Origin of the sequence: Pseudomonas sp. PDM01, assembly GCF_014852325.1 — a bacterium.
Lineage (GTDB): Bacteria > Pseudomonadota > Gammaproteobacteria > Pseudomonadales > Pseudomonadaceae > Aquipseudomonas > Aquipseudomonas migulae.
The window spans coordinates 413943-439705 of sequence record NZ_JACVBK010000005.1; the positions used below are offsets into that span (position 1 = coordinate 413943).

Annotated in this window: 23 protein-coding genes; 5 read left to right on the forward strand and 18 right to left on the reverse strand. The window is 59.9% G+C overall.

Going from position 1 to position 25763, the window contains the following annotated elements; translation table 11 throughout:
• Positions 1–37: 37 nt before the first annotated feature.
• The 3 genes from IB246_RS15645 to IB246_RS15655 form a co-directional block, all read right to left on the reverse strand.
• Entirely contained in the window at positions 38–1381 is a 1344-nt protein-coding gene (locus IB246_RS15645) for a Fic family protein (protein WP_008039362.1), read from the reverse strand.
• 220 nt (positions 1382–1601) lie between these two features.
• A complete protein-coding gene (locus tag IB246_RS15650) occupies positions 1602–4667 on the reverse strand; it encodes an efflux RND transporter permease subunit (RefSeq protein WP_008039360.1) in 3066 nt (1021 codons plus the stop codon).
• Between the two features lie 6 nt (positions 4668–4673).
• The gene (locus IB246_RS15655; protein ID WP_008039358.1) at positions 4674–5774 is read right to left on the reverse strand and encodes an efflux RND transporter periplasmic adaptor subunit; all 1101 of its coding nucleotides are present in this window, start codon (positions 5772–5774) and stop codon (positions 4674–4676) included.
• Between the two features lie 94 nt (positions 5775–5868).
• Here IB246_RS15655 and IB246_RS15660 point away from each other — a divergent pair, with 94 nt between their 5' ends.
• Positions 5869–6516, forward strand: coding sequence for a TetR/AcrR family transcriptional regulator (locus IB246_RS15660; RefSeq protein WP_008039356.1), 648 nt, complete (start codon positions 5869–5871; stop codon positions 6514–6516).
• Between the two features lie 105 nt (positions 6517–6621).
• Here IB246_RS15660 and IB246_RS15665 read toward each other — a convergent pair whose 3' ends face one another.
• Positions 6622–7404: a class I SAM-dependent methyltransferase gene (locus IB246_RS15665; protein WP_008035485.1), complete on the reverse strand. Its 783-nt coding sequence runs from the start codon at positions 7402–7404 to the stop codon at positions 6622–6624.
• Positions 7405–7498: 94 nt separating this feature from the next.
• Between IB246_RS15665 and IB246_RS15670 the strand changes: the two genes are divergently transcribed.
• Entirely contained in the window at positions 7499–8119 is a 621-nt protein-coding gene (locus tag IB246_RS15670) for a hypothetical protein (RefSeq protein WP_008035487.1), read from the forward strand.
• Between the two features lie 76 nt (positions 8120–8195).
• On the opposite strand, the gene IB246_RS15675 is transcribed toward IB246_RS15670, so the two are convergent.
• The 6 genes from IB246_RS15675 to ppc all read right to left on the reverse strand — a co-directional run bounded on the left by IB246_RS15675 (position 8196) and on the right by ppc (position 14780).
• Positions 8196–9017 (reverse strand): isocitrate lyase/PEP mutase family protein, encoded by an 822-nt coding sequence (locus tag IB246_RS15675; RefSeq protein WP_008039353.1) that lies wholly within the window; start codon positions 9015–9017, stop codon positions 8196–8198.
• Positions 9018–9050: 33 nt separating this feature from the next.
• Positions 9051–9911 (reverse strand): DUF72 domain-containing protein, encoded by an 861-nt coding sequence (locus tag IB246_RS15680; RefSeq protein WP_192230067.1) that lies wholly within the window; start codon positions 9909–9911, stop codon positions 9051–9053.
• A complete protein-coding gene (locus tag IB246_RS15685) occupies positions 9911–10216 on the reverse strand; it encodes a hypothetical protein (protein WP_008039348.1) in 306 nt (101 codons plus the stop codon). The genes IB246_RS15680 and IB246_RS15685 overlap by 1 nt, the downstream gene beginning before the upstream one ends.
• Positions 10217–10447: 231 nt before the next feature.
• Positions 10448–11122 (reverse strand): tRNA (adenosine(37)-N6)-threonylcarbamoyltransferase complex dimerization subunit type 1 TsaB, encoded by a 675-nt coding sequence (tsaB, locus tag IB246_RS15690; RefSeq protein WP_008039346.1) that lies wholly within the window; start codon positions 11120–11122, stop codon positions 10448–10450.
• A 93-nt stretch (positions 11123–11215) separates the two neighbouring features.
• A complete protein-coding gene (gene adk, locus IB246_RS15695; RefSeq protein ID WP_008039344.1) occupies positions 11216–11863 on the reverse strand; it encodes an adenylate kinase in 648 nt (215 codons plus the stop codon).
• A 286-nt stretch (positions 11864–12149) separates the two neighbouring features.
• Entirely contained in the window at positions 12150–14780 is a 2631-nt protein-coding gene (ppc, locus tag IB246_RS15700) for a phosphoenolpyruvate carboxylase (protein ID WP_008039342.1), read from the reverse strand.
• A gap of 201 nt (positions 14781–14981) precedes the next feature.
• Here ppc and IB246_RS15705 point away from each other — a divergent pair, with 201 nt between their 5' ends.
• The 3 genes from IB246_RS15705 (at position 14982) to IB246_RS15715 (ending at position 16941) form a co-directional block, all read left to right on the forward strand.
• The gene (locus tag IB246_RS15705; RefSeq protein WP_008024664.1) at positions 14982–15326 is read left to right on the forward strand and encodes a hypothetical protein; all 345 of its coding nucleotides are present in this window, start codon (positions 14982–14984) and stop codon (positions 15324–15326) included.
• A 364-nt stretch (positions 15327–15690) separates the two neighbouring features.
• Positions 15691–16104, forward strand: a complete 414-nt coding sequence (locus IB246_RS15710; RefSeq protein WP_008039339.1) for a DUF4398 domain-containing protein — start codon at positions 15691–15693, stop codon at positions 16102–16104.
• A 48-nt stretch (positions 16105–16152) separates the two neighbouring features.
• On the forward strand, positions 16153–16941 hold the full coding sequence (locus IB246_RS15715) for an OmpA family protein (protein ID WP_008039336.1): 789 nt from the start codon (positions 16153–16155) through the stop codon (positions 16939–16941).
• Positions 16942–17178: 237 nt separating this feature from the next.
• Here IB246_RS15715 and IB246_RS15720 read toward each other — a convergent pair whose 3' ends face one another.
• The 8 genes from IB246_RS15720 to IB246_RS15755 all read right to left on the reverse strand — a co-directional run bounded on the left by IB246_RS15720 (position 17179) and on the right by IB246_RS15755 (position 25727).
• On the reverse strand, positions 17179–17508 hold the full coding sequence (locus IB246_RS15720) for a hypothetical protein (RefSeq protein WP_008039335.1): 330 nt from the start codon (positions 17506–17508) through the stop codon (positions 17179–17181).
• Complete coding sequence (locus tag IB246_RS15725; RefSeq protein WP_008039334.1) at positions 17505–18419, reverse strand: alpha/beta hydrolase; 915 nt, start codon at positions 18417–18419, stop codon at positions 17505–17507. The genes IB246_RS15720 and IB246_RS15725 overlap by 4 nt, the downstream gene beginning before the upstream one ends.
• A gap of 141 nt (positions 18420–18560) precedes the next feature.
• Positions 18561–19811 (reverse strand): flavohemoglobin expression-modulating QEGLA motif protein, encoded by a 1251-nt coding sequence (locus IB246_RS15730; RefSeq protein ID WP_177318173.1) that lies wholly within the window; start codon positions 19809–19811, stop codon positions 18561–18563.
• Between the two features lie 63 nt (positions 19812–19874).
• Positions 19875–20429: a hypothetical protein gene (locus IB246_RS15735; RefSeq protein ID WP_008039333.1), complete on the reverse strand. Its 555-nt coding sequence runs from the start codon at positions 20427–20429 to the stop codon at positions 19875–19877.
• Between the two features lie 153 nt (positions 20430–20582).
• The gene (locus IB246_RS15740; protein WP_008034197.1) at positions 20583–21299 is read right to left on the reverse strand and encodes a TetR/AcrR family transcriptional regulator; all 717 of its coding nucleotides are present in this window, start codon (positions 21297–21299) and stop codon (positions 20583–20585) included.
• A 102-nt stretch (positions 21300–21401) separates the two neighbouring features.
• Positions 21402–22904, reverse strand: a complete 1503-nt coding sequence (gene lysS, locus IB246_RS15745; protein WP_008034198.1) for a lysine--tRNA ligase — start codon at positions 22902–22904, stop codon at positions 21402–21404.
• Positions 22905–23015: 111 nt separating this feature from the next.
• A protein-coding gene (gene prfB, locus IB246_RS15750; RefSeq protein WP_157214382.1) for a peptide chain release factor 2 occupies positions 23016–24111 on the reverse strand; the annotation gives its coding sequence in 2 pieces (ribosomal slippage) (positions 23016–24038 and positions 24040–24111; 1095 coding nt in all).
• A 614-nt stretch (positions 24112–24725) separates the two neighbouring features.
• Positions 24726–25727 (reverse strand): response regulator, encoded by a 1002-nt coding sequence (locus IB246_RS15755; protein WP_008043779.1) that lies wholly within the window; start codon positions 25725–25727, stop codon positions 24726–24728.
• Positions 25728–25763 lie beyond the last annotated feature (36 nt).

Here is a 25763-nt window from a genome sequence, read left to right on the forward strand (position 1 = left end):
CAAGGCGCTGTGGGAGCAGGCATGCTCCCACACTGATTCAGGCCGATACAGGCCGTAGGAAAAACACCCACTCCCGCCCCACCTTCCTCTTCTCAAACACCTTCAAATCCGCCAGCCCGTTCAAGGTCGCCGACGCGGTGTTGTAAGAGCAGTTGAGATTTTCCTTCACATTAACTGCCGTAAATTCCTTGGCCATCCCGCTCTTGGCCACCTGGAATACGGCACGCTGCTTCTCGGTCAATTGCTCAAAAAAACCGGACGCCAACAACCAGCGATCAAAGCTGTCGGCGTACGCCAGACTTTTCCGATACGCCTTGGTGAAACCACTGACAGCACGCAAGACGACCGAACACTGGAAATCAATGAAGTACGTCAAGTCGAGGTCATCAGCTTCAGTGTTCAGGTAAGAGCGCCCGTACTTCACCGGCGCATTGCGCAACAAAATGCTGATCGCAATGTAACGAAAGGCAGAGAAGTCACTCTTGAACATGTACCAGTAGAACAACGCCCGCGCGACCCGCCCGTTCCCATCACGGAAAGGATGCTCATAGCCCAAGGCAAAATGCAGCGCGATGCCTTTGATCAGGGGATGAAGGTATTCCACGTGCTCAGGATCGTTGTGCGACTGGTTGATCCACTTCGCCAGCAACTGCAATCGTGACATCACTCCCGCAGCAGGAGGGGGCGTATGAACGGTGTTGCCTTCGCCATCCTGCACCACCACGTCATCATTGCCCCTGAACTCCCCTGGCGAGTATTGCGCATCATCAATGCCTTCGACGCCAACCCGGTGCATGTCCAAAATCAGCGCGACACTCAGGGGTTCATAACGTTTTTCCCAGGCGAAGTTCATCATTTTGAAATTGCCGATCACCATTCGCTCATCCGGCGTGCGCGGCCGGCGCTTGCGCTTGAGCATGTCCTTGGCCACACGCGTGGTCGTCGCTGCACCTTCGAGTTGGCTGCTGCTGATCGCTTCGTCTTCGATCAGATCATTCAACAGATAGCTGAAATGCGCATGCTCGCCGATCTGACTGGTCATGAATTCCAGTGCAGCCGTTGTGGTTTGTCGATCGACGGCGGAAACCGCCTTGTGCGCCAGCGGCGTGAGCATGAAGTTGCCCCACCGAACAGGCTCGCCCAGCGGCAAAAGACTTGAGTACTGTGCCGTTCTGGCTTTCTTTACCAGCGCCCAACACAGGTTCGAATCCAGCCCCGGCGCCCAGCGATAACGCAACTCATCGAAGGGAAGATAGCGTCCCTGATCATCCAGCGGTTTGAGCAGGGCGAGGTAATCCGAGAGGCGCTCTTTGTGGGGTGACTTCCCCAACAGGTCGAACACCGGATCGGTCCGCCCCTTCAGCTTCGGTGGCTTTTTCATTATTGCTGTTTCAAAACCTCATGAAACTGAAGCTTGAGTACAGCATTCAGGTCCCTCTGACTCAATATCAGAGGTTTCTGAAATAGTTGTAGGAGCCGAGGATGCCTTCGCGGGCAAGCCTCGCTCCTACAGGGAATATGTCGTTCGCAAATTATACGGTCGACTCAAAACCTGTAGGAGCAAGGCTTGCCCGCGAAGGCGTCTTTGAATCCAACAAAAGTCAGGCGGGTTCTTTCTTGATGCGGAACCATGCCGCATACAGCGCCGGCAAAAACAGCAACGTCAACGCCGTCGCGACAATCAATCCGCCCATGATCGCCACCGCCATCGGCCCGAAGAACACGCTTCGTGACAGCGGGATCATCGCCAATACGGCGGCGAGCGCGGTCAGCACGATCGGCCGGAAACGACGCACCGTGGCTTCGATAATCGCCTGCCACGGTTTGAGCCCGGCGGCGATGTCCTGCTCGATCTGGTCTACCAGAATCACCGAGTTACGCATGATCATCCCGGACAGCGCGATGGTCCCGAGCATGGCCACGAAACCGAACGGCTGGCGGAACACCATCAGGAACAGGGTCACCCCGATCAATCCCAATGGCGCTGTAAGAAACACCATCACCGTGCGTGAGAAGCTTCGCAGTTGCAGCATCAACAACGTCAGCACCACAACGATGAACAGCGGCACACCGGCCTTCACCGAATTCTGCCCACGGGCGGAATCTTCCACGGTGCCGCCGACTTCCAGCAAGTAGCCGTCAGGCAGTTCCGCGCGGATCGGATCGAGCGTCGGCATGATCTGCTGCACCAGCGTCGCCGGTTGTTCCTTGCCATAGATATCGGCGCGGACCGTCACGTTCGGTAAGCGGTTGCGGTGCCAGATGATGCCTTCTTCAAAGCCGTATTCCAGCGTCGCGATCTGCGACAACGCCACGCTGCGACCGTTGTCGGTCGGCACCGCCAGGCTCGGCAGCAACGACAGTTCAGTGCGTTCATGCAACGTGCCGCGCAGCAGGATTTCGATCAACTCGTTGTCTTCGCGGTACTGACTGACGCTGGAACCGGTCAGCGAGCTTTGCAGAAACTTCGACAGGTTCGCGGTGCTCACGCCGAGCGCGCGGGCGCGGTCCTGATCGACGTTCAGATAAACCACTTTGCTCGGCTCTTCCCAGTCCAGGTGGACGTTGGCCACATGGGGATTCTCGCGAACCTTGGCCGCTACTTTTCGAGCCAGGGCGCGGACGTCCTCGATGTGTTCGCCGGTGACCCGGAACTGCACCGGATAGCCCACTGGCGGGCCGTTTTCCAGACGCGTCACCCGCGAACGCAGGGCCGGGAATTGCTCGTTGAGGGTTTCGATCAGCCAGGTGCGCAGGGTTTCACGGTCCTCGATGGTCTTGGCCAGGACGACAAACTGGGCGAAGCTCGCCGCAGGAAGTTGCTGATCCAGCGGTAGGTAAAAGCGCGGCGAACCGGTACCGACGTAGGCCACGTAATTATCAATGCCGGCGTGATCCTTCAGTAAACCTTCAAGGCGTTTAACCTCGTCGGCGGTGTTGCTCAGCGAAGCGCCCTCGGCCAGTTTCAGATCGACCATCAACTCCAGTCGTCCCGAGGCCGGGAAGAACTGCTGCGGTACAAAACGGAACAACACGATGGAGGCGATAAACAACACCACTGTCAGCGTGATCACCGTTTTGCGCCAGCGCACGCACCACTCCACCAGGCGTCGGACACGTTCATAAAAAGGCGTGGCGTACGGATCAGGCTGACCAATGCCGTGTTTCGCTGCATGAATCTTCGCCAGGTCCGGCAGGAGTTTTTCCCCCAGGTACGGCACGAAAATCACGGCGGCAATCCACGACGCCAGCAACGCGATGGTCACTACCTGGAAGATCGAACGCGTGTACTCGCCAGTGCCCGATTGCGCAGTGGCAATCGGCAGGAAACCGGCGGCCGTGATCAGCGTGCCGGTGAGCATCGGGAACGCGGTGCTGGTCCAGGCGTAACTCGCGGCTTTGATCCGGTCAAAGCCCTGCTCCATTTTGATCGCCATCATTTCCACGGCGATGATCGCGTCGTCCACCAGCAAGCCCAACGCCAGCACCAGCGCGCCAAGGGAAATCTTGTGCAGGCCGATGCCCAGGTAATACATGCAGGCGAAGGTCATCGCCAACACCAGCGGAATCGCCAGCGCCACCACCATGCCGGTGCGTACGCCGAGAGAGAAGAAGCTCACCAACAGGACGATGGCCAGTGCTTCCACCAGCACTTGGACAAACTCACCGACACCGGTTTTCACCGCAGCGGGTTGATCGGAAACCTTGCGCAACTGCATGCCGGCCGGAAGGTTTTTCTGGATCCTGGCGAACTCGATTTCCAGCGCCTTGCCCAGCACCAGAATGTCGCCGCCTTCCTTCATCGCCACGGCCAGACCGATGGCGTCTTCGGCCATGAAGCGCATGCGCGGCGCCGGAGGATCGTTGAAGCCACGACGCACGTCCGCGACGTCGGAGATACGGAACGTGCGATCACCGACGCGAATCGGGAAGTTCCTGATCTCTTCGACCGTCTGAAAATTCCCCGAAACCCGTAGCTGCAATCGCTCACTGGTGGTTTCAAAGAAACCGGCCGTGGACATCGCGTTCTGCTCTTCAAGCGCCTGCTGCACCGCCGCCAACGGTAAACCGAGGGTGGCGAGCTTGACGTTGGAGAGTTCGATCCAGACCTTCTCGTCCTGCAACCCGAGCAGGTCGACCTTGCCCACATCCTTGACCCGTTGCAGCTGAATCTGGATGCGGTCGGCGTAGTCCTTGAGCACCGCGTAATCAAAACCGTCGCCGGTCAGCGCGTAGATGTTGCCGAAGGTGGTGCCGAATTCATCGTTGAAGAACGGGCCCTGAATGCCCGGTGGCAAGGTATGACGAATGTCGCCGATTTTCTTGCGGACCTGGTACCAGAGATCCGGAATCTCCACCGAGTGCATGGAGTCACGCGCAACGAACGTCACCTGGGATTCACCCGGTCGAGAGAACGACACAATGCGCTCGTACTCGCCGGTTTCCATCAACTTCTTTTCTATGCGTTCACTGACCTGGCGCGACACTTCCTCGGCGGTGGCCCCCGGCCAGTTGGTGCGGATCACCATGGCCTTGAAGGTGAACGGAGGGTCTTCGCTCTGGCCCAGTTTGGTGTAGGAAAGTGCGCCGACGATGGCCAGCAACAGCATCAGGAACAGTACGATCTGGCGGTTACGCAGCGCCCATTCGGAAAGATTGAAACCCATCGGGGATTACTCCTTGCCCGCTAGATTGACCACGCGGTTGGAGCGATCCACCGGGCGCACTTGCTGCCCGTCGTGAAGCACATGCACACCGGCCGCCACCACCCAGTCACTGGCGTTCAGGCCTTCGAGCACCGGCACGGTTTTCTCGCCGAACGGGCCGACCCGGACTGGCGCTTTCTTCAGGGTGTTGTTGGCGCTGAGCACCCAAACGTAAGTGGCACCGTTTTCGGCGGTAACCGCCGAGAGCGGCACCGACAGCGCCACGACGTCGGCAGTCTGGATAAACACCCGAGCGCTCTGGCCGAGCTCGGCCGGAACCTTGCCGGCGGTGAACGCAATGCGGGCGGCGAAGGTGCGGGACTTGGGATCAGCGGCGGGCGACAGCTCGCGGATGCGCCCGGCAAAACGCTGATCAGGTTGCGTCCAGAGTTCCACCGACACCGGCTGGCCGACCTTGAAACGACCGAAGCTCTGTTCCGGCAGGCTGATCAACACTTCGCGCTCGCCATCGGTGGCGAGGGTAAACACGGTTTGACCGGCGGCGACGACTTGCCCGACTTCCACCGCTCGCTTGGCCACCACACCATCCTGAGGCGCACGCAGCACGGCGTAGCTGGCCTGGTTGGTCGAGACGTTGAATTCGGCCCTGATCTGCTTCAGGCGCGCTTCACCGGATCTGTATAGGTTTTCGGAATTGTCGTACTGCGAGCGGCTGACCATCTGACGATCCATCAGGGTCTTGTAGCGATCGCGCTCGGCACGTACGAGATTGAGATTGGCTTCGGCCGCCGCGACCTGAGCGCGGGTGGCTTCCAGTTGCAGGCGGACGTCCTGGGGATCGAGTTCGGCCAGCGGTTGATCGGCCTTGACCCGCTGCCCTTCTTCGACCAGTCGTCGGCTGACTTTGCCGCCAATGCGAAACGCCAGATCCGGCTCGTAGCGAGCACGGACTTCACCGGGATAGCTTTCCATCGCCTGTGCCGAAGGCTCTGGCTGCACCACCATGGCCGGTCGGACGGTGACTTGCGGTGCCTCTTCGTGACCACACGCAGACAATAAAAGCGCCAGACTGACTGGCAATGCGAGGGGCAAGGCATAGCGGAACATGGTGAAGGACCTTTCGCTAATGGTGCTTGGAATAATTATACTGACCAGTATGTTATTAATAGCAAACTCACCAGTCCAGTATTAAAAGCGAATAATGCCGAACAACTTTTCAGCACCCAATGGTCCGGGCCGCCCCAAGGATCTGGCCAAACGCCAGGCAATCCTCGATGCGGCGAAAATCCTGTTCCTGAGCAATGGCTATGCGAGCACCAGCATGGACGCCGTCGCGGCCGAAGCTGGCGTGTCGAAGCTGACCGTCTACAGCCATTTCAACGACAAGGAGACACTGTTCTCCGCCGCCGTTGTCGCCAAATGCGAAGAGCAATTGCCTACGCTGTTTTTCGAATTGCCTGACGGCATTTCAGTGGAAACGGTGCTGTTGAATATCGCGCGCGGCTTTCATCACCTGATCAACAGCGATGAATCGGTGAACCTGCACCGGTTGATGATGACGCTGGGCAGCCAGGACCCGAAACTCTCGCAGATCTTCTTCGAGGCCGGGCCGGAACGCATGCTGCACGGCATGGAACGGCTGCTGACCAAGGTTGATCAGAGCGGTGTGTTGAGCATCGACAAGCCACGTAACGCGGCGGAGCATTTCTTTTGCCTGCTCAAGGGCGCGGGGAATTTTCGGTTGTTGTATGGCTGTGGCGAACCGTTGACCGGGGATGCGGCGGAGGAGCATGTGCGGGAAGTGGTGGAGTTGTTTATGCGGGCTTATCGGCCAGAGACAGCCTGTTAATTATTGGGTGTCTGGACTGGCCTCTTCGCGGGCAAGCCTCGCTCCTACAGGGGCCGCGGTGCTTTTGTAGGAGCGAGGCTTGCCCGCGAAGGGCGCGACTCGGTCTTAAGGCTTGAGCGCCTTCTTCGGATAAATGTCATACCGACTGGATTTCCCGTCCAGCGCATGACTCGGCTTCGGCCCGGCAATGCACGGTGCCTTGCGCGGACGCTTCACCACCACCCGGTGGCTGGCCAATGCCAACGCCGCTTCGAGCAACGCCGGTGCATCCGGGTCATCCCCCACCAATGGCCGGAACAGGCGCATTTCCTTCTTCACCAGCGCAGTTTTCTCACGATGGGGAAACATCGGGTCGAGGTAGATGACCTGCGGCGGCTCGCCTTCCCAGTTGCGCATGACTTCGATCGAGTTGCCCTTGAGCAATCGCATGCGCGCCACAATCGACGCCACGTCGAAATCTTCCGCGCCGCGTGCCAGGCCATCTTCAAGCAAGGCGCCGATCAGCGGCTGACGTTCGATCAGGCTCATCTCACAACCCAGGCTCGCCAGCACGAACGCGTCCTTGCCCAGCCCCGCCGTAGCGTCCAGCACCCGCGGACGCACGCCCTGGGCGATGCCGACCGCCTTGGCGATCATCTGACCGGTGCCACCGCCGAACAAGCGGCGATGGGCGGCGCCACCCTCGACGAAGTCCACCCGCACCGGTCCCGGTGCGTCCGGGCCGAGTTGTTGCAGTTGCAAACCCTGTTCACCCACCTGCAAGGCAAACTCGCCGTCATCGACCTGCAAAGGCAGGCCCAGGCGCTCGGCCCATTGCTCGGCCTGTGGCTGAAAAGCCGTGCCCAGGGCCTCGACATGGATGCGGCAAGCCGCCGGTTGCTCAATCATGGGAAAACACGCTCAAAAAAATTAATGATCGGCAGAAACGGCCGATAACAAAACTAACGAGCATTTTGCCAGAGCTGAGCGTCGACCGAGAGAAATGTCAGACATTCAACGCACATCGATAGGTTACATCTCGCCCCACGGCGATTTTGGCCTGCGAAACTCCCAAGCACTGAGCGGCGTCAGTCACCTGTGGCAAGATTTCTTTGCCCAGGCCCTGGCCGATCAGTCGGGCGATGTCGTGCCGGCGTCTCTCAACTTTCCACCGGTCGATCTCGAAAGCCCGGAAGAACCCACAGTTGGCAGCGAACTGCTGGCGCACATCGTTTCCCAGCGTGAATGCGATGTGAAGGAAACCCAGGTCAAGCCACCCGAGCCGCTGTTCCTGCCGATCGCCGAGTTCGAAATGGACCTGGCCGACAAACCATTCCCACCGTTCCCACCGGAAGAAATCGCTGCCCAGCAAAAGCAGCAGAACTTCGAAAGCGGCTGGGTTCGCCCGATCGTACTGACGGCCGGTCAACCGGTGCCAGAAGCCGGCCCGGCGCCGCAACCACGCCCACTGCACCTGCCGATCGCCGAATTCGAAATGGACCTGCTGGACAAGCCATTCCCGCCGTTCCCGCCGGAAGAACTGGCGGAACAACAGAAAAACTTCGATTTCGATATCGGCTGGGCGCGCCCGATCGTGCTGCAGAACCTGCGCATCGCCGCCTGACCTTCAGCGCCACCCTCTCCTCACGCAGCCGCATCAGTTTGTAGCGGGTGAGCGATCACCCGCAAAAACCGCGTTGTCAGCCTTTGAACAATTGATTGGCCTGTGCGTACGGCATCGACCGCGAGGTAAAGCCGAACGTGCCCGAAGTCTTGATCTCTTCGGCCGCTCGGTAGAATTCGCCAAGCGCTGCCAGCGCGAGCGCCGAACCGACGCTGATGCGCTTGACGCCCATTTCGCTCAACTGCTCGACCGTCAGTTTCAACCCGCCGGACATCAACACATTGACCGGTTTCGGCGCCACGGCGCGCACCACCGCCAACACGTCTTCAGCACTGCGCAATCCCGGCGCATAGAGCACGTCGGCGCCCGCTTCGGCAAAGGCCTGCAAGCGGCGAATGGTGTCGTCCAGATCGGGATTGCCATGCAGAAAATTCTCGGCCCGGGCCGTCAACGTGAACGGGAACGGCAAACTGCGGGCGGCGGCGACGGCGGCTTCGATTCGCGCCACTGCATGCTCGAAGCAGTAAATCGGCGCGTCTGCACGTCCCGTGGCGTCTTCGATCGAACCACCGACAGCGCCTGCTGCAGCGGCTCGCAGAATGCTTTGGGCGCATTCGGCGGGATCGTCGGCAAAACCGTTTTCCAGATCGACCGCAACCGGCAGGTCCGTCGCCGCGACAATCGCCTGAACGTTCGCCAGGGTATCGTCCAGCGTCAGCCCGCCATCGGGTCGCCCCTGAGAAAAGGCAAAACCGGCACTGGTGGTCGCCAGCGCCTCGAAGCCCAGGTTGGCGAGCATTTTCGCCGAGCCGGCGTCCCACGGGTTGGGAATGACAAAAGCCCCGGCGCGTTCATGCAGTGCTTTGAAGGCTTGGGCTCGAAGGGTTTGCGCATCCATTGGCAGGCTCCTGAAAAAGGCAGGGAATCCGCCTCAGAGCAGGCCAAGTTGCTCGGCGGCGGGCTCTCTGTATAGCTCAGGCAGCGGCGGCAAGCCAGGCAAACGCAGCATCAGCTTTGCGTGAAAACGTTGCGCCAGTTTCGCCGCCAGCAAGTTGTCGGCGGTGTGCAGGAAGATATACGGCGTGCGCCCCTCTTCGATCCACAGGGCGATTTTCTCGACCCAGGGCACCAGGAACGGGTCGTTGGTTTCCAGTTGCGGATGGCCAATGAAGCGCACTTGCGGGAATTGCGTGAAGGCCGCCGGACGGGGCGGAACCCTGGGTTTCTTCGATTGGGCGTGGAGCACCGAAGGATCGGTGGACGTGCAACTGAACAACGCCCGCGGATCGAGGCAGATACGTTCGACACCGCGATCCAGCAGCAGGCGATTGAGCGAACGCTCAGCCTCACCCTTGGCGAAGAAATCGTCATGCCGCACTTCGATGGCCAGCGGCCGATCCACTGCGTCGATAAAACCTGCCAGCTCGTGCAATCGTTGCGGCGTGAAGCTTTTCGACAACTGCAACCACAGGGGCGACACCCGCTCGCCCAAAGGGCTGAGCAATTGCAGGAAGGTTTCGGTGGCGGTCAATTGTTCGCGCAGGTCACCGCCGTGGCTGATGTCGCCGGGGAACTTGGCAGTGAAGCGAAAGTGTTCGGGCATGGTCTCGGCCCAACGCTGCACGGTGCTGGCAGCCGGGCTCGCGTAGAAGGTCGTGTTGCCTTCCACGGCGTTGAACACTTGAGAATACAGATTGAGAAATTCGGAGGTTTTCGCGTCTTGCGGATAAAGGTAATCGCGCCAGGCGTTTTCACTCCAGGACGGGCAGCCGAGGTAGTAAGGCAGCCGCATCAGATATACAGGTCGAGACCCATCACATCCGAATCCCAATCGACAAAATTGGCGGTGCTGAGGTAGCTGGCCAGGGCCATCGCGACGCTTTTGCTCATGGCGCGGTGGTAAATCATGTCTTGTTGGCGCGCCGGCAGATTGCTCAGGCGCTGCGCGGAGGCTTTGGCAGCGCGGGCGGCCATTTGCTCTTCCGAAGGGAATTCCAGCTCGCCCTCGATATCGACGGATTCGTCTTCAACCACATGCCCTTTGCGAGGCTTGCGCTTGATGGGGTAGGACTGAGAAGAAAGGCCGTCTATGCGCATAATGTCATGCTCGGTATCAGTGATGGCAGTTTAGTGGCGCATAGCCCACTTCGCAAACCGCTTGGTGATAACTAGAACACAGAATTGCGAAAAGGTTTAAAGGCGGGGGGATAAAACGACGATTGGTGTTGGTCGGGAGACCGCCATCGCTGGCAAGCCAGCTCCTACAAGGTTAGCGATAATCCTGTAGGAGCTGGCTTGCCAGCGATAGGGCCGACTCGGTGCCGGAAATCAACGCGCCTTGGGCGTCGCAACCTTGTCCCGCAGATAAACCGGCTGCGCCTCGTCCGCCACAATCGCTTCACCCCGTTCCCAGGCAAATCGCGCCAGGGTCAGCAGGTCTTCGGCATGAGGCAGCATGCCTGCGTCCTGACCGCTCAGGCTGACGGCGATGCGATCGGCATAACCCCAACCGGTGCCGGCGCCAAACCAGTCACCGCTGGCATCCGCCGGCAACGCCGCCACTTCCGGCGGCAATACGGCTTCGTTGCCGACCAGACGCATCTCACCCGCCGTTTCGCGGTAGCAGCCCCAGTACACTTCATCCATGCGCGCATCGATGGCGGCCGCGACCTGGCTCACACCGTGTTCGCGATACGCCCGCTGCGCCAGCACCGCCAGGTTCGACACCGGCAGGACCGGGCGATCCAGGGCAAACGCCAGGCCCTGTACCACGCCGATGGCGATACGCACGCCAGTGAATGCGCCCGGCCCACGGCCAAACGAGATGGCATCGACCGCTTGCAAGGTGGTCCCGGCATCGGCGAGCAATTGCTGGATCATCGGCAACAGCTTCTGCGCATGCAGGCGCGGGATCACCTCGTAATGGCTCGTCACTTTGCCGTCATGCAGCAAGGCAACGGAGCAAGCTTCAGTCGCGGTGTCCAGGGCCAGCAAGGTGCTCATCGATGTTTCCGTAAGAGAGGTCAGAAAAAGTGCGCCAGTATAAACAACTACGGCCCGCAAGCGGGCCGTAGAAGATGAAGCGGTTCAGACTTTTCAGCTCAGCGCTTCAAGCACCTTGCCGGTGATCGCTTCAACCGAACCGACGCCAGCAATGTGGCTGTACTTCGGTTTGCCTTGAGCCGCCGACAGCTTCTGGTAGAAGTCCACCAGTGGCTTGGTCTGCGAGTGGTAGACCGACAGGCGATGACGCACGGTTTCTTCAGTGTCGTCCTTGCGCTGCACCAGATCTTCGCCGGTGATGTCGTCTTTACCAGCAACTTTTGGCGGGTTGTAGACGGTGTGGTACACGCGGCCGCTGGCCTCGTGAACGCGACGACCAGCAATACGCTGAACGATTTCTTCGTCATCGACCGCGATTTCGACCACGTGGTCCAGCTCGACGCCGGCCTTCACCAGGGCTTCAGCCTGAGGAATGGTGCGCGGGAAACCGTCGAACAGGAAACCGTTGGCGCAATCCGCCTGGCTGATGCGTTCCTTGACCAGATTGATGATCAGGTCATCGGAAACCAGGCCACCGCTGTCCATGACGCTCTTGGCGATCAGGCCCAGCTCGGTGCCGGCCTTGACCGCAGCACGCAGCATGTCGCCGGTGGAGATTTGCGGGATGCCGAACTTTTCGGTGATGAACTTAGCCTGAGTACCTTTACCGGCCCCGGGAGCTCCCAGCAGAATGACGCGCATCGATGTGCTCCTCAATTTTTATATAGATAACAAAGGATTCGCCTCGTGGGGCCAATCTCAAAACAGGGTCGTGACCGCCCAAACGGCCAAAGGCTGATCAAGATACACAGCAGATCCTACGCACACAAGCCGTCGAAAGTCGGAGAAACCCGCGCCTTGCGTGACCTTGCGACGGGGTACCCCAAGTCGCAACCCCATCATTAAGTGTCGCCTTGCAGCACTTTCCAACCTCGCGCAAACCGGCACTCGACGCCCGCGTCGAGTGCCCGAACCCACGACGAAAACCTTAGCCGGTATTTCGCAAACCGGCGGCAATCCCCGCCACAGACACCAGCAACGCCTGTTCTACCGGGCTGCCCTGCGCCACTTCCTGCAGGCGCGAACGTGCCAGCAACTCCGCCTGCAATAGATGAAGCGGGTCGAGGTAGGTGTTGCGCAAGCGGATGAATTCGAGGGTAGCTGGGCTATGTGCCAGTAGCTGCGACTGACCGGTCAACCCCAGAACAATCGAACACGCCTGCGACAATAGGTCGCGTAAGTGCGCACCCAAAGGCAGCAGATCCGGCTCGACCAGCCGCTCATCGTAGGAGCGGGCGATATCCGCGTCGGCCTTGGCCAGGACCATCTCCAGCATGTCGATGCGCGTGCGGAAGAACGGCCACTGCTCGCGCATTTGCCCCAGCAGCTCGCCTTCGCCGCGCGCCAGCGCCTTGCTTAACGCGGCTTCCCAGCCGAGCCAGGCCGGCAACATCAAGCGGGTCTGGGTCCAACCGAAGATCCACGGGATCGCCCGCAGGCTTTCGATCCCGCCGGCGCGGCGCTTGGCCGGGCGACTGCCCAGTGGCAGGCGCCCCAACTCCTGCTCCGGGGTGGACTGGCGGAAATACTCGACGAATTGCGGATTTTCCCGCACCACGGCGCGGTAAGCACTGACACCGTCTGCCGCCAATTCGTCCATCAAATGGCGCCAGGCGGGTTGCGGTGGTGGCGGTGGCAACAACGTCGCCTCCAGCACCGCCGCCAGGTACAGGTTGAGATTTTGCTCGGCGATGTCCGGCAGGCCGAATTTGAAACGAATCATTTCCCCCTGCTCGGTGGTGCGGAAACGCCCCGCCACCGACCCCGGCGGCTGCGACAGAATCGCCGCGTGCGCCGGACCGCCACCACGCCCCACGGTGCCACCGCGACCGTGGAACAACAGCAGTTCCACTTGCTGCTCGCGGCAGATGTCGACCAGACGTTCCTGCGCCCGATATTGCGCCCAGGCCGCCGCCGTGGTGCCGGCGTCCTTGGCCGAGTCGGAATAGCCGATCATCACTTCCTGCGGCCCTTGCAGGCGCGCGCGATAACCCGGCAGCAGCAACAGTTTTTCAATCACCGGGCCGGCGTTATCGAGGTCGGCAAGGGTTTCGAACAGCGGCACCACGCGCATCGGCCGCAAAACACCAGACTCTTTGAGCAACAGTTGCACGGCCAGCACGTCGGAAGCGGCGCCGGCCATGGAGATCACGTACGAACCGAGCGAAGCGCCCGGTGCGGCGGCGATTTCCCGGCACGTGGCGAGCACTTCAGCGGTGTCGGCGGAGGGTTTGAAGTACGCCGGCAACAACGGCCGACGGTTGTTCAACTCGCGCATCAGGAAGGCGATGCGCTCCTCTTCGCTCCAGTCTTCGTAGCGACCGAGGCCAAGGTAATCGGTGATTTCAGTCATCGCCGCCGTGTGACGAGACGAGTCCTGACGCACATCGAGGCGCACCAGGAACAAGCCGAAGGTCACCGCACGACGCAGGCAATCGAGTAGCGGCCCATCAGCGATCACGCCCATGCCGCACTCATGCAGCGACTGGTAGCAGAGCTCCAGCGGGTCGAGCAAATCGCGGTTGTTTTGCAGCACATCGGCGGGGGCCGGCGTGGCGGTTGTCAAGGAAGTGTGGGCCCAGCTTCGAGTGGCGCGCAGGCGTTCACGCAGTTGTTTAAGGACGGCACGATAGGGTTCGGCGCTGTCGCCGGCCTTGGCTTTCAGCGCGTCGCTGGCCTGTTGCATCGACAGCTCGGCGGCGAGGTGATCGACATCGCGCACGTACAGATCGGCGGCCATCCAGCGTGCCAGCAGCAACACCTCACGGGTCACGGCAGCCGTGACGTTGGGGTTGCCATCGCGGTCGCCGCCCATCCACGAAGCAAAGCGAATCGGCGCGGCTTCCAGCGGCAAATGCAGGCCGGTGGCGTCATACAGAGCCTTATCAGCCTTGCGCAAATAGTTCGGGATCGCTTGCCACAGCGAATGCTCGATCACCGCGAAACCCCATTTGGCTTCGTCCACCGGGGTCGGGCGGGTGCGACGGATTTCTTCGGTGTGCCAGGCTTCGGCGATCAGGCGCTGCAATTTCGATTGAATCTGCTCGCGCTCGGCGCTGGTCAGGTCGCGGTGATCCTGAGCGGCAAGTTGCGCGGCGATGGCGTCGTACTTCTGGATCAGCGTGCGGCGCGCGACTTCGGTCGGGTGCGCAGTCAACACCAGTTCGATTTCCAGGCGCCCCAACTGTCGTGCCAGGGATTCGGCCGCATGACCTTCGGCCAGCAGGCGCGTTAGCAACTCCGGCAACACGCGCGCCTCGAACGGCGCGGGTTGGGATTCTTCGCGGCGATGGATCAGTTGATATTGCTCGGCGATGTTGGCCAGGTTGAGAAACTGGTTGAACGCCCGCGCCACCGGCAGCAACTCGTCTTCGCTCAGTTGATTGAGGCTGGCGCTCAGTTCGGCGTCCATCGAACCGCGACGGTCGGCCTTGGCGCCTTTGCGGATCTGCTCGATCTTGTCGAGAAAATCGTCCCCGTACTGTTCACGAATGGTATTGCCCAACAGCTCACCCAACAGGTGAACATCCTCGCGCAAGCGTGCATCAATATCGGTCATCAGCCGTTCTCCAGCGAAAAATCCGGGGTGCCTTGTGGTTCAAGAGTGCCGCCGTAAAGCGCTTCTTACAAGCACACGACGAAGGGACTTTAAACCCCGGGCACGCAAGCTAGTCTGAAGAGTAAGCCGCACAACGGCTTTCGCCGGCCATGGCCGGACACTTACCCGGCCTGCTACGAACAGGCGTGCCATGAGGTTTTTATGAAAATCCGCGAGCTTGCCCATCATTGGGAAGAAAACGCCAAGGGTCGCCTGACCGACACCGGCTACTCGATTCATCTGGATGTGGAGGCCGCCGCGCGCTTGGCGGCGATCATCGAGATGTACCCCAAGCGGCACCCTGAAGAACTGCTCGGCGAGTTGATCGGCGCGGCGCTCGAAGAGCTGGAAAAGAGCTTCCCGTACGTGAAAGGCTCGACCATCGTGGCCACAGACGAAGAAGGCGATCCGCTGTACGAAGACATCGGCCCGACCCCGCGCTTTCTCGCGCTGTCCCGGCGGCATTTGCACGATTTGTCGTCTGGTGAGGACAAGCAGAAACACTGAATTCACCGCAGAACCTGTGGGAGCGAGCTTGCTCGCGATAGCGGTGTGTCAGGCGACATCAATGTTGAATGTTAAGCCGCCATCGCGAGCAGGCTCGCTCCCACATTTGACCTGCGTGACTTTCAACAATTGCGTGCTTCCGCCCTTGGAATACCCCCTCCTATCGCCAAAGTTCCCGATTTAGAGCCTTGTCCGTTCGGTCAAAGTTTTTTCGGGCGACAGGCCATATTCTCTGAACTTTTAAAAAATGCCTCGGGTCGTAACCAGTAACCACGCCTGGGACGGCCGTTTCAAAACGCTTCGGAAATTGATGGTTGCGGCTCCTTGCCCAGGATGGATGTTCAGTTTTTCAGGAGTTATTCCAATGGAGTTGAAGACCATGAAGATCAACACTGCCAAGCCCGCTTCCACCCCCCTGCGCAGCCTGAAACTGGCCGCCCTGGCCATCGGCAGCAGCCTGGTTCTGGCCGGTTGCGCCGGTAACCCGCCGACCGAGCAATACGCCGTGACCCAATCGGCCGTGAACAGCGCCGTCAGCGCGGGCGGCACCGAATTCTCGGCGGTTGAGATGAAGTCCGCCCAGGACAAGCTCAAACAAGCCGAAATCGCGATGCACGACCAAAAGTACGACGAAGCCCGAGTGCTCGCCGAACAGGCCGAGTGGGACGCGCGCGTCGCCGAACGCAAAGCCCAGGCGATCAAAGCCGAACAGGCGGTGAAGGACTCTCGGATTGGGGTTCAGGAACTGCGTCAGGAAAGCCGGCGCACCGTGCAATAAGCGCCGCCACGACGTACTTCTTACTCGACTTAAAAGGACGATACCCACATGCGCAATCAATTGATGATCCCTGCCCTGCTGGCCGCAAGCGTTGCACTGGCTGCCTGCTCGACGCCGCCTAATGCGAACCTTGAACAGGCCCGCACCAACTACAGCGGCCTGCAAGCCAACCCGCAGGCGAGCAAAGTCGCGGCACTGGAAACCAAGGACGCCAGCGATTACCTGGACAAGGCCGACAAGGCTTATCTGGACAAGCGAGACGCGAACGAGGTCGATCAACTGGCCTATTTGACCAATCAGCGTGTTGAAGTGGCGAAGCAAACCATCGCCCTGCGCACCGCTGAAGCCAATCTGAAGAATGCTGCCGCACAGCGCGCCCAGGCGCGTCTGGATGCTCGCGACGCGCAGATCAAACAGTTGCAGGACAGCCTGAACGCCAAGCAGACCGATCGCGGTACGCTGGTAACCTTTGGTGATGTGTTGTTCGCAACCGACCGTGCCGACCTGAAGTCCAGCGGCCTGGCGAACATCAACAAACTGGCGCAGTTCCTTCAGGAAAACCCCGACCGCAAGGTGATCGTCGAAGGCTACACCGACAGCACCGGCACGGCGTCGCACAACCAGTCGCTGTCCGAGCGTCGCGCCGGTTCCGTGCGCACGGCACTGGTGAAAATGGGCGTTGATCCTGCGCGCATCGTTGCCCAGGGTTATGGCAAGGAATACCCGGTTGCTGAAAACGGCGACGCTTCGGGTCGAGCCATGAATCGCCGTGTAGAAGTGACCATTTCCAACGACAACCAGCCGGTGATCCCGCGTTCGGCGGTGAGTGCCAACTAAGCTTCATGTCTGAACGCAAAAGCCCCGCCTGATCTGATCAGGCGGGGCTTTTTGTTTTCGCGGTTTGGCAGAACACCGCGTCGCGTCCATCGCCAGCAAGCCGGCTCCTACAGGATTGCGTTGAACCTGTAGGAGCGAAGCTTGCTCGCGAAGAAGGCGACTCGGTAGTCCAGATATATCGCGATATCGTTCTTCGCGGGCAAGTCGGAACGCCGCCCGCTCGCTCCTACGGGATATTTATTGCTCCAGCTTCTGCGGGGTTTCCTGGCCCATGCAGCGCACGGCTTTTTTCTTGTTGTTGACCAATACGCCGGTCAGGCCTTTCTGTTCGGTGTCGAACATCACCAGCACGCCATCGATGCACTGGGCCACTTGTGGAGCCGGTTCCAGGGAGACTTTGTAGTCTTCGCCCGGCACGGTCTTGAGCATGGTGAAGTCGCTGAGCAGCAGCGCATCTTCGGGTTTGGCGAAGTGCAGGTAACCGTAGTACCACAGGGCCCCGACGGTGCCGAGGATGCTGCAGATACCGGTGATGATCAGCGGGATGGCGTTACGTTCTTCACTCATTGCGGACTCTCTGGTGGTTCATCTTCTGAATTCGGGGGTGCCGGGTAGTTGGGAATTTCACCCAAGCGGCGCAGGCCATTGAAATGCTGCGGGTCATCAAGGTATCGCAGCATGACCTTGCGCCAGACCGGGTCGGCGAACGTCTGCACATGACCGCCACGGGTCAGTTGCAGCACTCGCGGCGGCGGCGCAGCTTGATACAGACGGATGCCGTTGGAAAGGGGCACGATCGGATCGTCGATGCTGTGATAGATCAGTTTCGGCACGCCGTTGAGCTGCGTCATCGAGTGGATCGCGCTGTCACCGTCCGGCACCAGCCACGAAAGCGGCACCTGGAACGCCCACGTCAGCCAGGAATTGCTCAGGGCGAATTGGCCGATGCTGCGATAACTGGCGGGCACGCCATCGAGGACGAAGGCCTTGAGTTGTTTCTGGCGTTCGGGATGCTGAACCAGGTAATGCACGGCCATTGAGCCGCCCAGACTTTGCCCGAGCAGGATCAACGGTTTGCCTTTGACCTCCGGCGCCTGGTCGAGCCATTTGAACGCGGCGTCGATGTCCTGATAGATCGCCGGCAAACTCGGTTCGCCTTCGGACAAACCGTAACCGCGATAATCGATCAGCAGCACTTGATAGCCTTCCTTCGGCAACCACCAGCTACCGCCCAGATGCATCGGCAGATTGCCGCCGTTGCCGTGCAGGTGCAGCACCGTGCCTTTGACTTCGACGCCTTTTTTCGCCGGCAGCCACCAGCCGTGCAGCTTGAGGCCATCGGCCGTGGTGAGGGTGACGTCGCGGTATTCGAGTTTGGCTTTTTCCGGGGTGAACAGCTGTCCGGGCTCGGGGTAGAACAGCAAAGAGCTGCAACCGCCGAGGGTTAAAAGAAGGAAGAGGATGCCGAGGATTCTCATCCGTTGAAACCTCGCTTTAGGATTGATAGCAAGTCCTGTAGGAGCGAGGCTTGCCCGCGAAGGCGGTATAACATTCAACAGGCATGTTGACTGACACAACGCCTTCGCGGGCAAGCCTCGCTCCTACAAGGTATGCGGTGATTACAAGATGTTGGAGTAATCCGCTTCGATCCGGTCCAGGCTCAGGTGGTTCAGGAAGTTGGAGAAGCACATCCACGCCGACAGCGCGTTCATGTCACGGAACTGTTCCGGCAGGTATTTCGGCGGCACCACCAAGCCTTCATCGACCAACTGGCGCAAGGTGCGCATGTCTTCCAGCGTGGTCTTGCCGCAAAACAGCAGCGGCACTTGCTCAAGCTTGCCTTTACGCACGGCCAACTGAATGTAGTTGTAAACCATGATAAAGCCCTTGAGGTAGGACAAGTCTTTGGTAAATGGCAGACCGTTCGGCACCGAACCACGGAAAACCCGACTGGCGTTGCCGTAGCTTTCCGCCATTTCAAAGCCCTGCTCGCGGAAGAACTCGAAGATCTGCAGGAAGTCCGCGCCCTCCTCCACCATGTGAATGGCGCGGGTACGGTTGGTCAGTTTGCGCAGGCGGCTCGGGTAAGAGGCGAAGGTGATGATTTCCATCAGGATCGCCAGCCCTTCCTGGGTCACCGTCGACGAGGGCGGCCCCTTGGACAGGAAGGTGCAGATCGGCTGGTTCAGACCGTTGAGCGTAGTGCCGACATGCACCAGCCCTTCGTGGACTTCCAGCGCACGCACGTCACGCTCGTTGAACATCGCGTCGGTGCGGATCTTGATGTAGTCGGCGCCAGCCGCCGCATCGGCGACGATGCCGTCGGACTCGAACACCCGAATGGTTTCCTCGGCCTCGCCAAACACTTTGCTCAGCCGGGTTTGCAACAAATGCACGGCGTCCTTGGCGGTGAGGATTTTCGGCTCATCTTTCAGGTCACCACGACCATCGATGTTATTCAGATAATCGGAGAGCATCAGGCCGAGGTCGGACAAGGTCGGGTCACCAGCGTGAAACGCATCGGATGCCGCGCCATACAACTCTTGGGAAATCAGGCCGAAATCCTCGGTGCCGCGCGCTTCAAGCATGCGCACCACCATCCGGTATTCCTTGCACATGCGCCGCATGATCTGGCCGACCGGGTTGAACTGGCCAAGCTGACGGGTGATGTCGCGCTCGATGTTCTGGAATTCCAGTTTCACTTTGCTGGAGTCGAAGGACAGCGGCCGGTTCAGGTAGTAATCACGGTCCACCGCCGGCATTTCCTTGCCCTTGGCCTTGAGGAAACCCTTGCGGATGCTGTCGTCCCACTTCACTGCATCCAGGACGCGAATCGGCGTCTGCGCCAGCACAATGCGATCGGACAACATGCGTATCGTCTGCTGGTAATCGTCCACCCGAAACTCCTGTAGAAAAACCGTTATGTGCTGGGTTTATTTGGCTTTGGCCAGGCGCTGATAGCGCACGGCTTCGACGAAGACATCGGAATTGGCCGGATCGTCGAGGTAAGCGAAGACCTGGTCCATGCGTGTGTTGATCAGCACGCCGTCACCGTCGTCGGTCTGGAAACCTTCGCCGCTGAGGATTTTTTGCCCCAGGGCCTGGTTGATCTGCTCGAGGTCGAGGTTGTAGACCACCAGTTCATGCTTGTCGGTGAGTTCGAAACCGGCAATGGTGAAATGCCCGCCAAACTGCGCCGGGACTTTTGCCGACAGGTACCAGCGGTTGCCATGGCGCGAGACGGTGAAGGGATAGGCTTCGCGTTCCTTGGGTTTGGCCTTGAAGTAGCTGACCGCCTGATAGCGATTGTCGCCGATGCGCGTCAGCTCCAGGTTCAGCGGCTCGCCCCAGGCGTTGGTGCTGGTCCATTTGCCGAGTAATCCTTTGGGCGCGGGGTCGCTCGTGGGCAATGGCTCCCTGAAGGTCACCAGACAGCCACTGAGCAGCAGGATCGACAAGGCGATCACAACGACGCGCCAGGCTTTCATTCAATACTCCCTATGAACACAGTCCCCCGAATGCTCACTGTCCCTGTAGGAGCGTGGCTTGCCCGCGAAGGCGATGTGTCAGTCAACACATCATCTGTTGAATGTTAAATCGCCTTCGCGGGCAAGCCTCGCTCCTACAGGTTCATCGCAGGATCACACCGACGCCAATACCAAGTGCATATAGCGAGTCAGAATACCGAGCATTTCAGCTTCGGCGTCAGGCTCGGCGTCGTTGAGCAGCCCCTGATATTCCATCCGTCCGATAATCGCCGTCAACACTTTGGCATCCTGGTGTGGCTCACGGGAACCCAAAACCTGGAAAAGCTGACACGTACCCTGCAGGAGAATCTGCTGATGCGAGCGCACCAGCTCCGCCAGGCGCGGGTTCAGCAGCGCTTCCTGACGGAACGCCTGTTCGGCCATCAGGTGTTCGCGACGGTTGATCAGTTGCCGGTGAACATAGTCCGCCATCAACCGTGCGATGTCGTCCGCCAGTTGCGAGCGCGACTCGGGGCTGCCGTCGCCGCTGACGACCATCTCGCGCAGCAACCCTTCATTGTTCACCCACAACTTGGCCATGAACGCCGCGCTGCGTTCCACATATTGGGCAAAGGTATCGGTGAGCAAGTCATCGATGTCCTTGAAATAGTAAGTGGTGGCCGACAGTGGCACACCCGCTTCTGCGGCAACCGCACGGTGACGCACGGCCCGCACGCCATCGCGCACGACAATGCGCATGGCCGCATCGAGAATGTCCTGTCGACGCTGCTCGCTGCCCTGACGGCTGGCCTTGCGGCCCTGGTACTGAACACTTTCAGCGACCGCAGTGGCGATACCCGCTGCACCTTCTTGAGCCATTGCACGGTTCACGACAGGAATTCCTCTCTCATTTCAAAAGTAACCAATTGATACGTTTGTACCAGACAGGCAATAAAAAGCCGCCTGTTATAGGCGGCTTTTTAATTGAAACATTTACGCTTGCGGCCGCATGTGCGGGAACAGGATCACGTCGCGGATCGACGGGGAGTTGGTCAGCAGCATCACCAGACGGTCGATGCCGATGCCTTCACCGGCCGTTGGCGGCATGCCGTACTCCAGCGCGCGAACGAAGTCGGCGTCGTAGTGCATGGCTTCGTCGTCGCCGGCGTCCTTGTCGGCCACCTGCGCCATGAAGCGCTCGGCCTGGTCTTCCGCGTCGTTCAACTCGGAGTAGGCGTTGGCGATTTCACGGCCACCGATGAACAATTCGAAACGGTCGGTAACGTTCGGGTTATCGTCGTTGCGACGGGCCAGCGGCGACACTTCGAACGGGTACTGGGTAATGAAGTGCGGCTGCTCCAGCTTGTGCTCGACCAGCTCTTCGAAAATCATCACCTGCAATTTGCCCAGGCCTTCGAAGCCCAGCACCTTGGCGCCGGCTTTCTTGGCGATGGCGCGGGCCTTGTCGATGTCATTCAGATCATCGGCAGTCAGCTCAGGGTTGTACTTGAGGATCGAATCGAACACCGACAGACGCACGAACGGTTCGCCGAAGTGGAACACCTTGTCGCCGTAAGGCACGTCGGTGCTTCCCAGAACCAGCTGCGCCAGCTCGCGGAACAGCTCTTCGGTCAGGTCCATGTTGTCTTCGTAGTCGGCGTAAGCCTGGTAGAACTCCAACATGGTGAATTCAGGGTTGTGACGAGTCGAAACGCCTTCGTTACGGAAGTTGCGGTTGATCTCGAACACTTTCTCGAAGCCGCCAACCACCAGACGCTTGAGGTACAGTTCAGGCGCGATACGCAGGAACATTTCCATGTCCAGCGCGTTGTGGTGCGTTTCGAACGGCTTGGCCGCCGCGCCGCCCGGAATGGTTTGCAGCATCGGCGTTTCCACTTCCAGGAAGTCGCGCTGCATCAGGAAGCTGCGGATGTGGGCGATGACTTGCGAACGCACGCGGAAGGTCTGGCGCACGTCTTCGTTGACGATCAGGTCAACGTAGCGCTGGCGGTAGCGCTGTTCGGTGTCGGTCAGGCCGTGGTGCTTGTCCGGCAGCGGGCGCAGGGATTTGGTCAGCAGGCGCACGCTGGTCATTTCGACGTACAGGTCGCCCTTGCCGGAACGGGCCAGGGTGCCTTCGGCGGCAATGATGTCGCCCATGTCCCAGGTTTTCACCGCGGCCAGGGTTTCTTCGGACAGGGTCTTGCGGTTGACGTAGACCTGGATGCGACCGGTCATGTCCTGGATCACCATGAACGAGCCACGGTTGAGCATGATGCGACCGGCAACCTTGACCGGGATTGCAGCCTCTGCGAGCTCTTCCTTGGTCTTGTCCACGTACTGTTTCTGCAAGTCTTCGCAGTAGTTTTCGCGGCGGAAGTCGTTCGGGAAGGCATTGCCCTTGGCGCGCTCGGCAGCAAGCTTTTCCTTGCGCAGGGCGATCAGGGAGTTTTCTTCCTGTTGCAGGGCTTGCGGGTCGAGTTCTAGGTCGCTCATGTCTTTAGATATTCCATCTGGTTCGTTGCCCCCGGCCTGCGGCCGGGGATCGCCAGCGAGCTGGCTCCTACAGGGGATCGGGGGGGGTCAGCCGATCCCGTATTGCATTGCTTACAAGCCCGACTTCAGGCTCGCTTCGAGGTATTCATCGATATCACCGTCGAGTACCTTGTCGCAGTCACTGCGCTCGATGTTAGTGCGCAGATCCTTGATGCGCGAGGCATCGAGTACATAAGAACGGATCTGATGACCCCAGCCGATATCGGACTTGGTGTCTTCCAGCGCCTGGGACGCCGCGTTGCGCTTCTGCATTTCCTGCTCGTACAACTTGGCCCGCAGCATTTTCATGGCGGTGTCCTTGTTGGCGTGCTGGGAACGTTCGTTCTGGCAGCTGACCACGGTGTTGGTCGGTACGTGGGTGATACGTACGGCCGAGTCGGTGGTGTTTACGTGCTGACCACCGGCACCGGAGGAGCGATAGGTGTCGATCCGCAAGTCTGCCGGGTTGATTTCGATTTCCACCTTGTCATCGATCTCTGGCGAGACGAAAACCGCGGAAAACGAGGTGTGGCGACGGTTGCCGGAGTCGAACGGGCTCTTGCGCACCAGGCGGTGTACGCCGATCTCGGTCCGCAACCAGCCAAAGGCGTATTCGCCCTTGATGTGCACGGTCGCGCCCTTGATGCCGGCGACTTCACCGGCCGACAGTTCCATGATGGTGGCGTCGAAGCCGCGTTTGTCAGCCCAGCGCAGGTACATGCGCAGCAGGATGTTGGCCCAGTCCTGGGCCTCGGTGCCACCGGAGCCGGCCTGGATGTCCAGGTAGGCGTTGTTCGGGTCCATTTCATGGCTGAACATGCGGCGGAATTCAAGCTTGGCGAGGTTTTCCTCGAGACGGGCCAGCTCGGCGACGACATCGCCCACTGCGCCTTCGTCGTTTTCTTCGACGGCCATGTCCAGCAGGTCGCGGCAATCGGCCAGACCGGTGTTCAGCTCGTCCAGGGTATCGACGATCTGTGCCAGCGCAGAGCGCTCGCGGCCCAACTCCTGGGCATATTCAGGTTTGTTCCAGACGCTCGGATCTTCAAGCTCGCGATTGACTTCGGTCAGACGCTCGTGCTTTTGATCGTAGTCAAAGATACCCCCGAATAGTTTCGGAGCGCTCGGACAGGTCCTTGATGGTGTTAAGGATCGGGTTGATTTCCATGGCGGGCAGCACTCGTTGGCGAACTTTTGAAAGCCGGCGAGTATAACGGCAAACGGCCGGAAACGGCAGCCCGCCAGGCCGAAAAGGCCCGGTGTGTTTTCGGAGCGGCCGTACACCGATCAACTGTAGGAGCCGGCTTGCCGGCGATGGCTTACTAAGATCCAGACTCTGTTTTCGGTCGGAGTACATATCCGTTCTTTTGGTAACGGCGGCTATCGGTTTCGCCCTTACGGCGAGTCACTTGGAAGAGCCCCAAGTAACCAAGGGCTCTTGCCCCTTTCGTTCGGTGCCTCGCCTAGGCTCGGCATGCCCTCGCTCCGGTCCTGCTCCGTGGGCCCGCCGCCATCGGCCATCCCTGGCCGGGGGCGGCTAACCCGGCATCCATGCCGGGTTGCCCACTGCGCAGAACCTGCGCTCGGCCTCTCGAGGGGGCGCTCAGATCAAAAGCGGAAGGCGAGCTAACGCTCGGCCTGATGAGTGGTGGGAATCAAAAGCGTACGCGATTTCCTGTAGGAGCCGGCTTGCTGGCGATAGCGGTGGGTCAGTCAACCTGTTTATTGGCTGGACGGACGCTATCGCCAGCAAGCCGGCTCCTACAGGGGATGAAGTCCCTGTTACTCGATACCCACCTGATTACGCCCATTGTTCTTCGCCAGGTACAGCCCCTTGTCCGCCGCCGAGATCAATTGACGGCAATCGGCGCCCGGTTGCGGGGTCATGGTCGACAGGCCGATGCTGATGGTCAGGCTTGAGCCTTCGCTCGGTGAAATGTGCGGGATTTTCAGTGCCGCCACGGTCTGGCGCAGTTTTTCCGCCACCAGTCGCGCACCGCCCGGTGATGTATTGGGCAGGACCAGCGCGAATTCTTCACCGCCATAACGGGCCGGCAAGTCAGAAGGTCGGGCGCTGGCGTCGCGGATGGCCGTGGCGACTTTGCGCAGGGCTTCGTCGCCTTCGAGGTGGCCAAAGTTGTCGTTGTAGGACTTGAAGTAGTCCACATCGATCATCAGCAACGACAACTGGCTTTGGTCGCGCAGGGAACGTCGCCATTCCAGTTCCAGGTACTCGTCGAAGTGACGACGGTTCGACAAGCCCGTCAGGCCATCCGAGTTCATCAGGCGTTGCAGCACCAGGTTGGTGTCGAGCAACTGCTGCTGGCTGACCCGCAACGCGCGGTACGCGGCGTCCCGCTGCAACAGGGTCATGTAGGAGCGCGAGTGATAGCGGATGCGCGCCACCAGTTCGATGTTGTCCGGCAGTTTGACCAGGTAATCATTGGCCCCGGCCGCGAATGCCGCGCTTTTGATCAGCGGGTCTTCCTTGGTCGACAGCACAATGATCGGAATGTCCTTGGTGGCCGGGTGATTGCGGTATTCGCGCACCAGGCTCAGGCCGTCGAGACCGGGCATGACCAGGTCCTGGAGAATCACCGTCGGCTTGATCCGGATCGCTTGCGCAATCGCCTGATGCGGGTCGGCGCAGAAGTGGAAGTCGATGTTTTCTTCATTCGACAAACCGCGGCGCACCGCTTCGCCGATCATGGCCTGATCGTCCACCAACAACACCATGGCGGCGTTTTCGTCGGTTTTGAAGCCGTCGAGCTGTAAGTCATTCATGTGCGGTCACCTGAGTACTGCCTGGGCCAGGATTGC

Coding starts and splice junctions, on each gene's coding strand:
- IB246_RS15735 (WP_008039333.1), bottom strand. CDS start 20,429: ATGAAAGCCTGGCGCGTCGTTGTGATCGCCTTGTCGATCCTGCTGCTC.
- IB246_RS15645 (WP_008039362.1), bottom strand. CDS start 1,381: ATGAAAAAGCCACCGAAGCTGAAGGGGCGGACCGATCCGGTGTTCGAC.
- IB246_RS15720 (WP_008039335.1), bottom strand. CDS start 17,508: ATGAGTGAAGAACGTAACGCCATCCCGCTGATCATCACCGGTATCTGC.
- IB246_RS15685 (WP_008039348.1), bottom strand. CDS start 10,216: ATGCGCATAGACGGCCTTTCTTCTCAGTCCTACCCCATCAAGCGCAAG.
- ppc (WP_008039342.1), bottom strand. CDS start 14,780: ATGACCGATATTGATGCACGCTTGCGCGAGGATGTTCACCTGTTGGGT.
- IB246_RS15730 (WP_177318173.1), bottom strand. CDS start 19,811: ATGTTGTCCGATCGCATTGTGCTGGCGCAGACGCCGATTCGCGTCCTG.
- IB246_RS15670 (WP_008035487.1), top strand. CDS start 7,499: ATGTCAGACATTCAACGCACATCGATAGGTTACATCTCGCCCCACGGC.
- IB246_RS15660 (WP_008039356.1), top strand. CDS start 5,869: ATGCCGAACAACTTTTCAGCACCCAATGGTCCGGGCCGCCCCAAGGAT.
- IB246_RS15680 (WP_192230067.1), bottom strand. CDS start 9,911: ATGCGGCTGCCTTACTACCTCGGCTGCCCGTCCTGGAGTGAAAACGCC.
- IB246_RS15675 (WP_008039353.1), bottom strand. CDS start 9,017: ATGGATGCGCAAACCCTTCGAGCCCAAGCCTTCAAAGCACTGCATGAA.
- tsaB (WP_008039346.1), bottom strand. CDS start 11,122: ATGAGCACCTTGCTGGCCCTGGACACCGCGACTGAAGCTTGCTCCGTT.
- IB246_RS15655 (WP_008039358.1), bottom strand. CDS start 5,774: ATGTTCCGCTATGCCTTGCCCCTCGCATTGCCAGTCAGTCTGGCGCTT.
- IB246_RS15665 (WP_008035485.1), bottom strand. CDS start 7,404: ATGATTGAGCAACCGGCGGCTTGCCGCATCCATGTCGAGGCCCTGGGC.
- IB246_RS15650 (WP_008039360.1), bottom strand. CDS start 4,667: ATGGGTTTCAATCTTTCCGAATGGGCGCTGCGTAACCGCCAGATCGTA.
- IB246_RS15705 (WP_008024664.1), top strand. CDS start 14,982: ATGAAAATCCGCGAGCTTGCCCATCATTGGGAAGAAAACGCCAAGGGT.
- IB246_RS15725 (WP_008039334.1), bottom strand. CDS start 18,419: ATGAGAATCCTCGGCATCCTCTTCCTTCTTTTAACCCTCGGCGGTTGC.
- IB246_RS15755 (WP_008043779.1), bottom strand. CDS start 25,727: ATGAATGACTTACAGCTCGACGGCTTCAAAACCGACGAAAACGCCGCC.
- lysS (WP_008034198.1), bottom strand. CDS start 22,904: ATGAGCGACCTAGAACTCGACCCGCAAGCCCTGCAACAGGAAGAAAAC.
- IB246_RS15715 (WP_008039336.1), top strand. CDS start 16,153: ATGCGCAATCAATTGATGATCCCTGCCCTGCTGGCCGCAAGCGTTGCA.
- adk (WP_008039344.1), bottom strand. CDS start 11,863: ATGCGCGTCATTCTGCTGGGAGCTCCCGGGGCCGGTAAAGGTACTCAG.
- IB246_RS15710 (WP_008039339.1), top strand. CDS start 15,691: ATGGAGTTGAAGACCATGAAGATCAACACTGCCAAGCCCGCTTCCACC.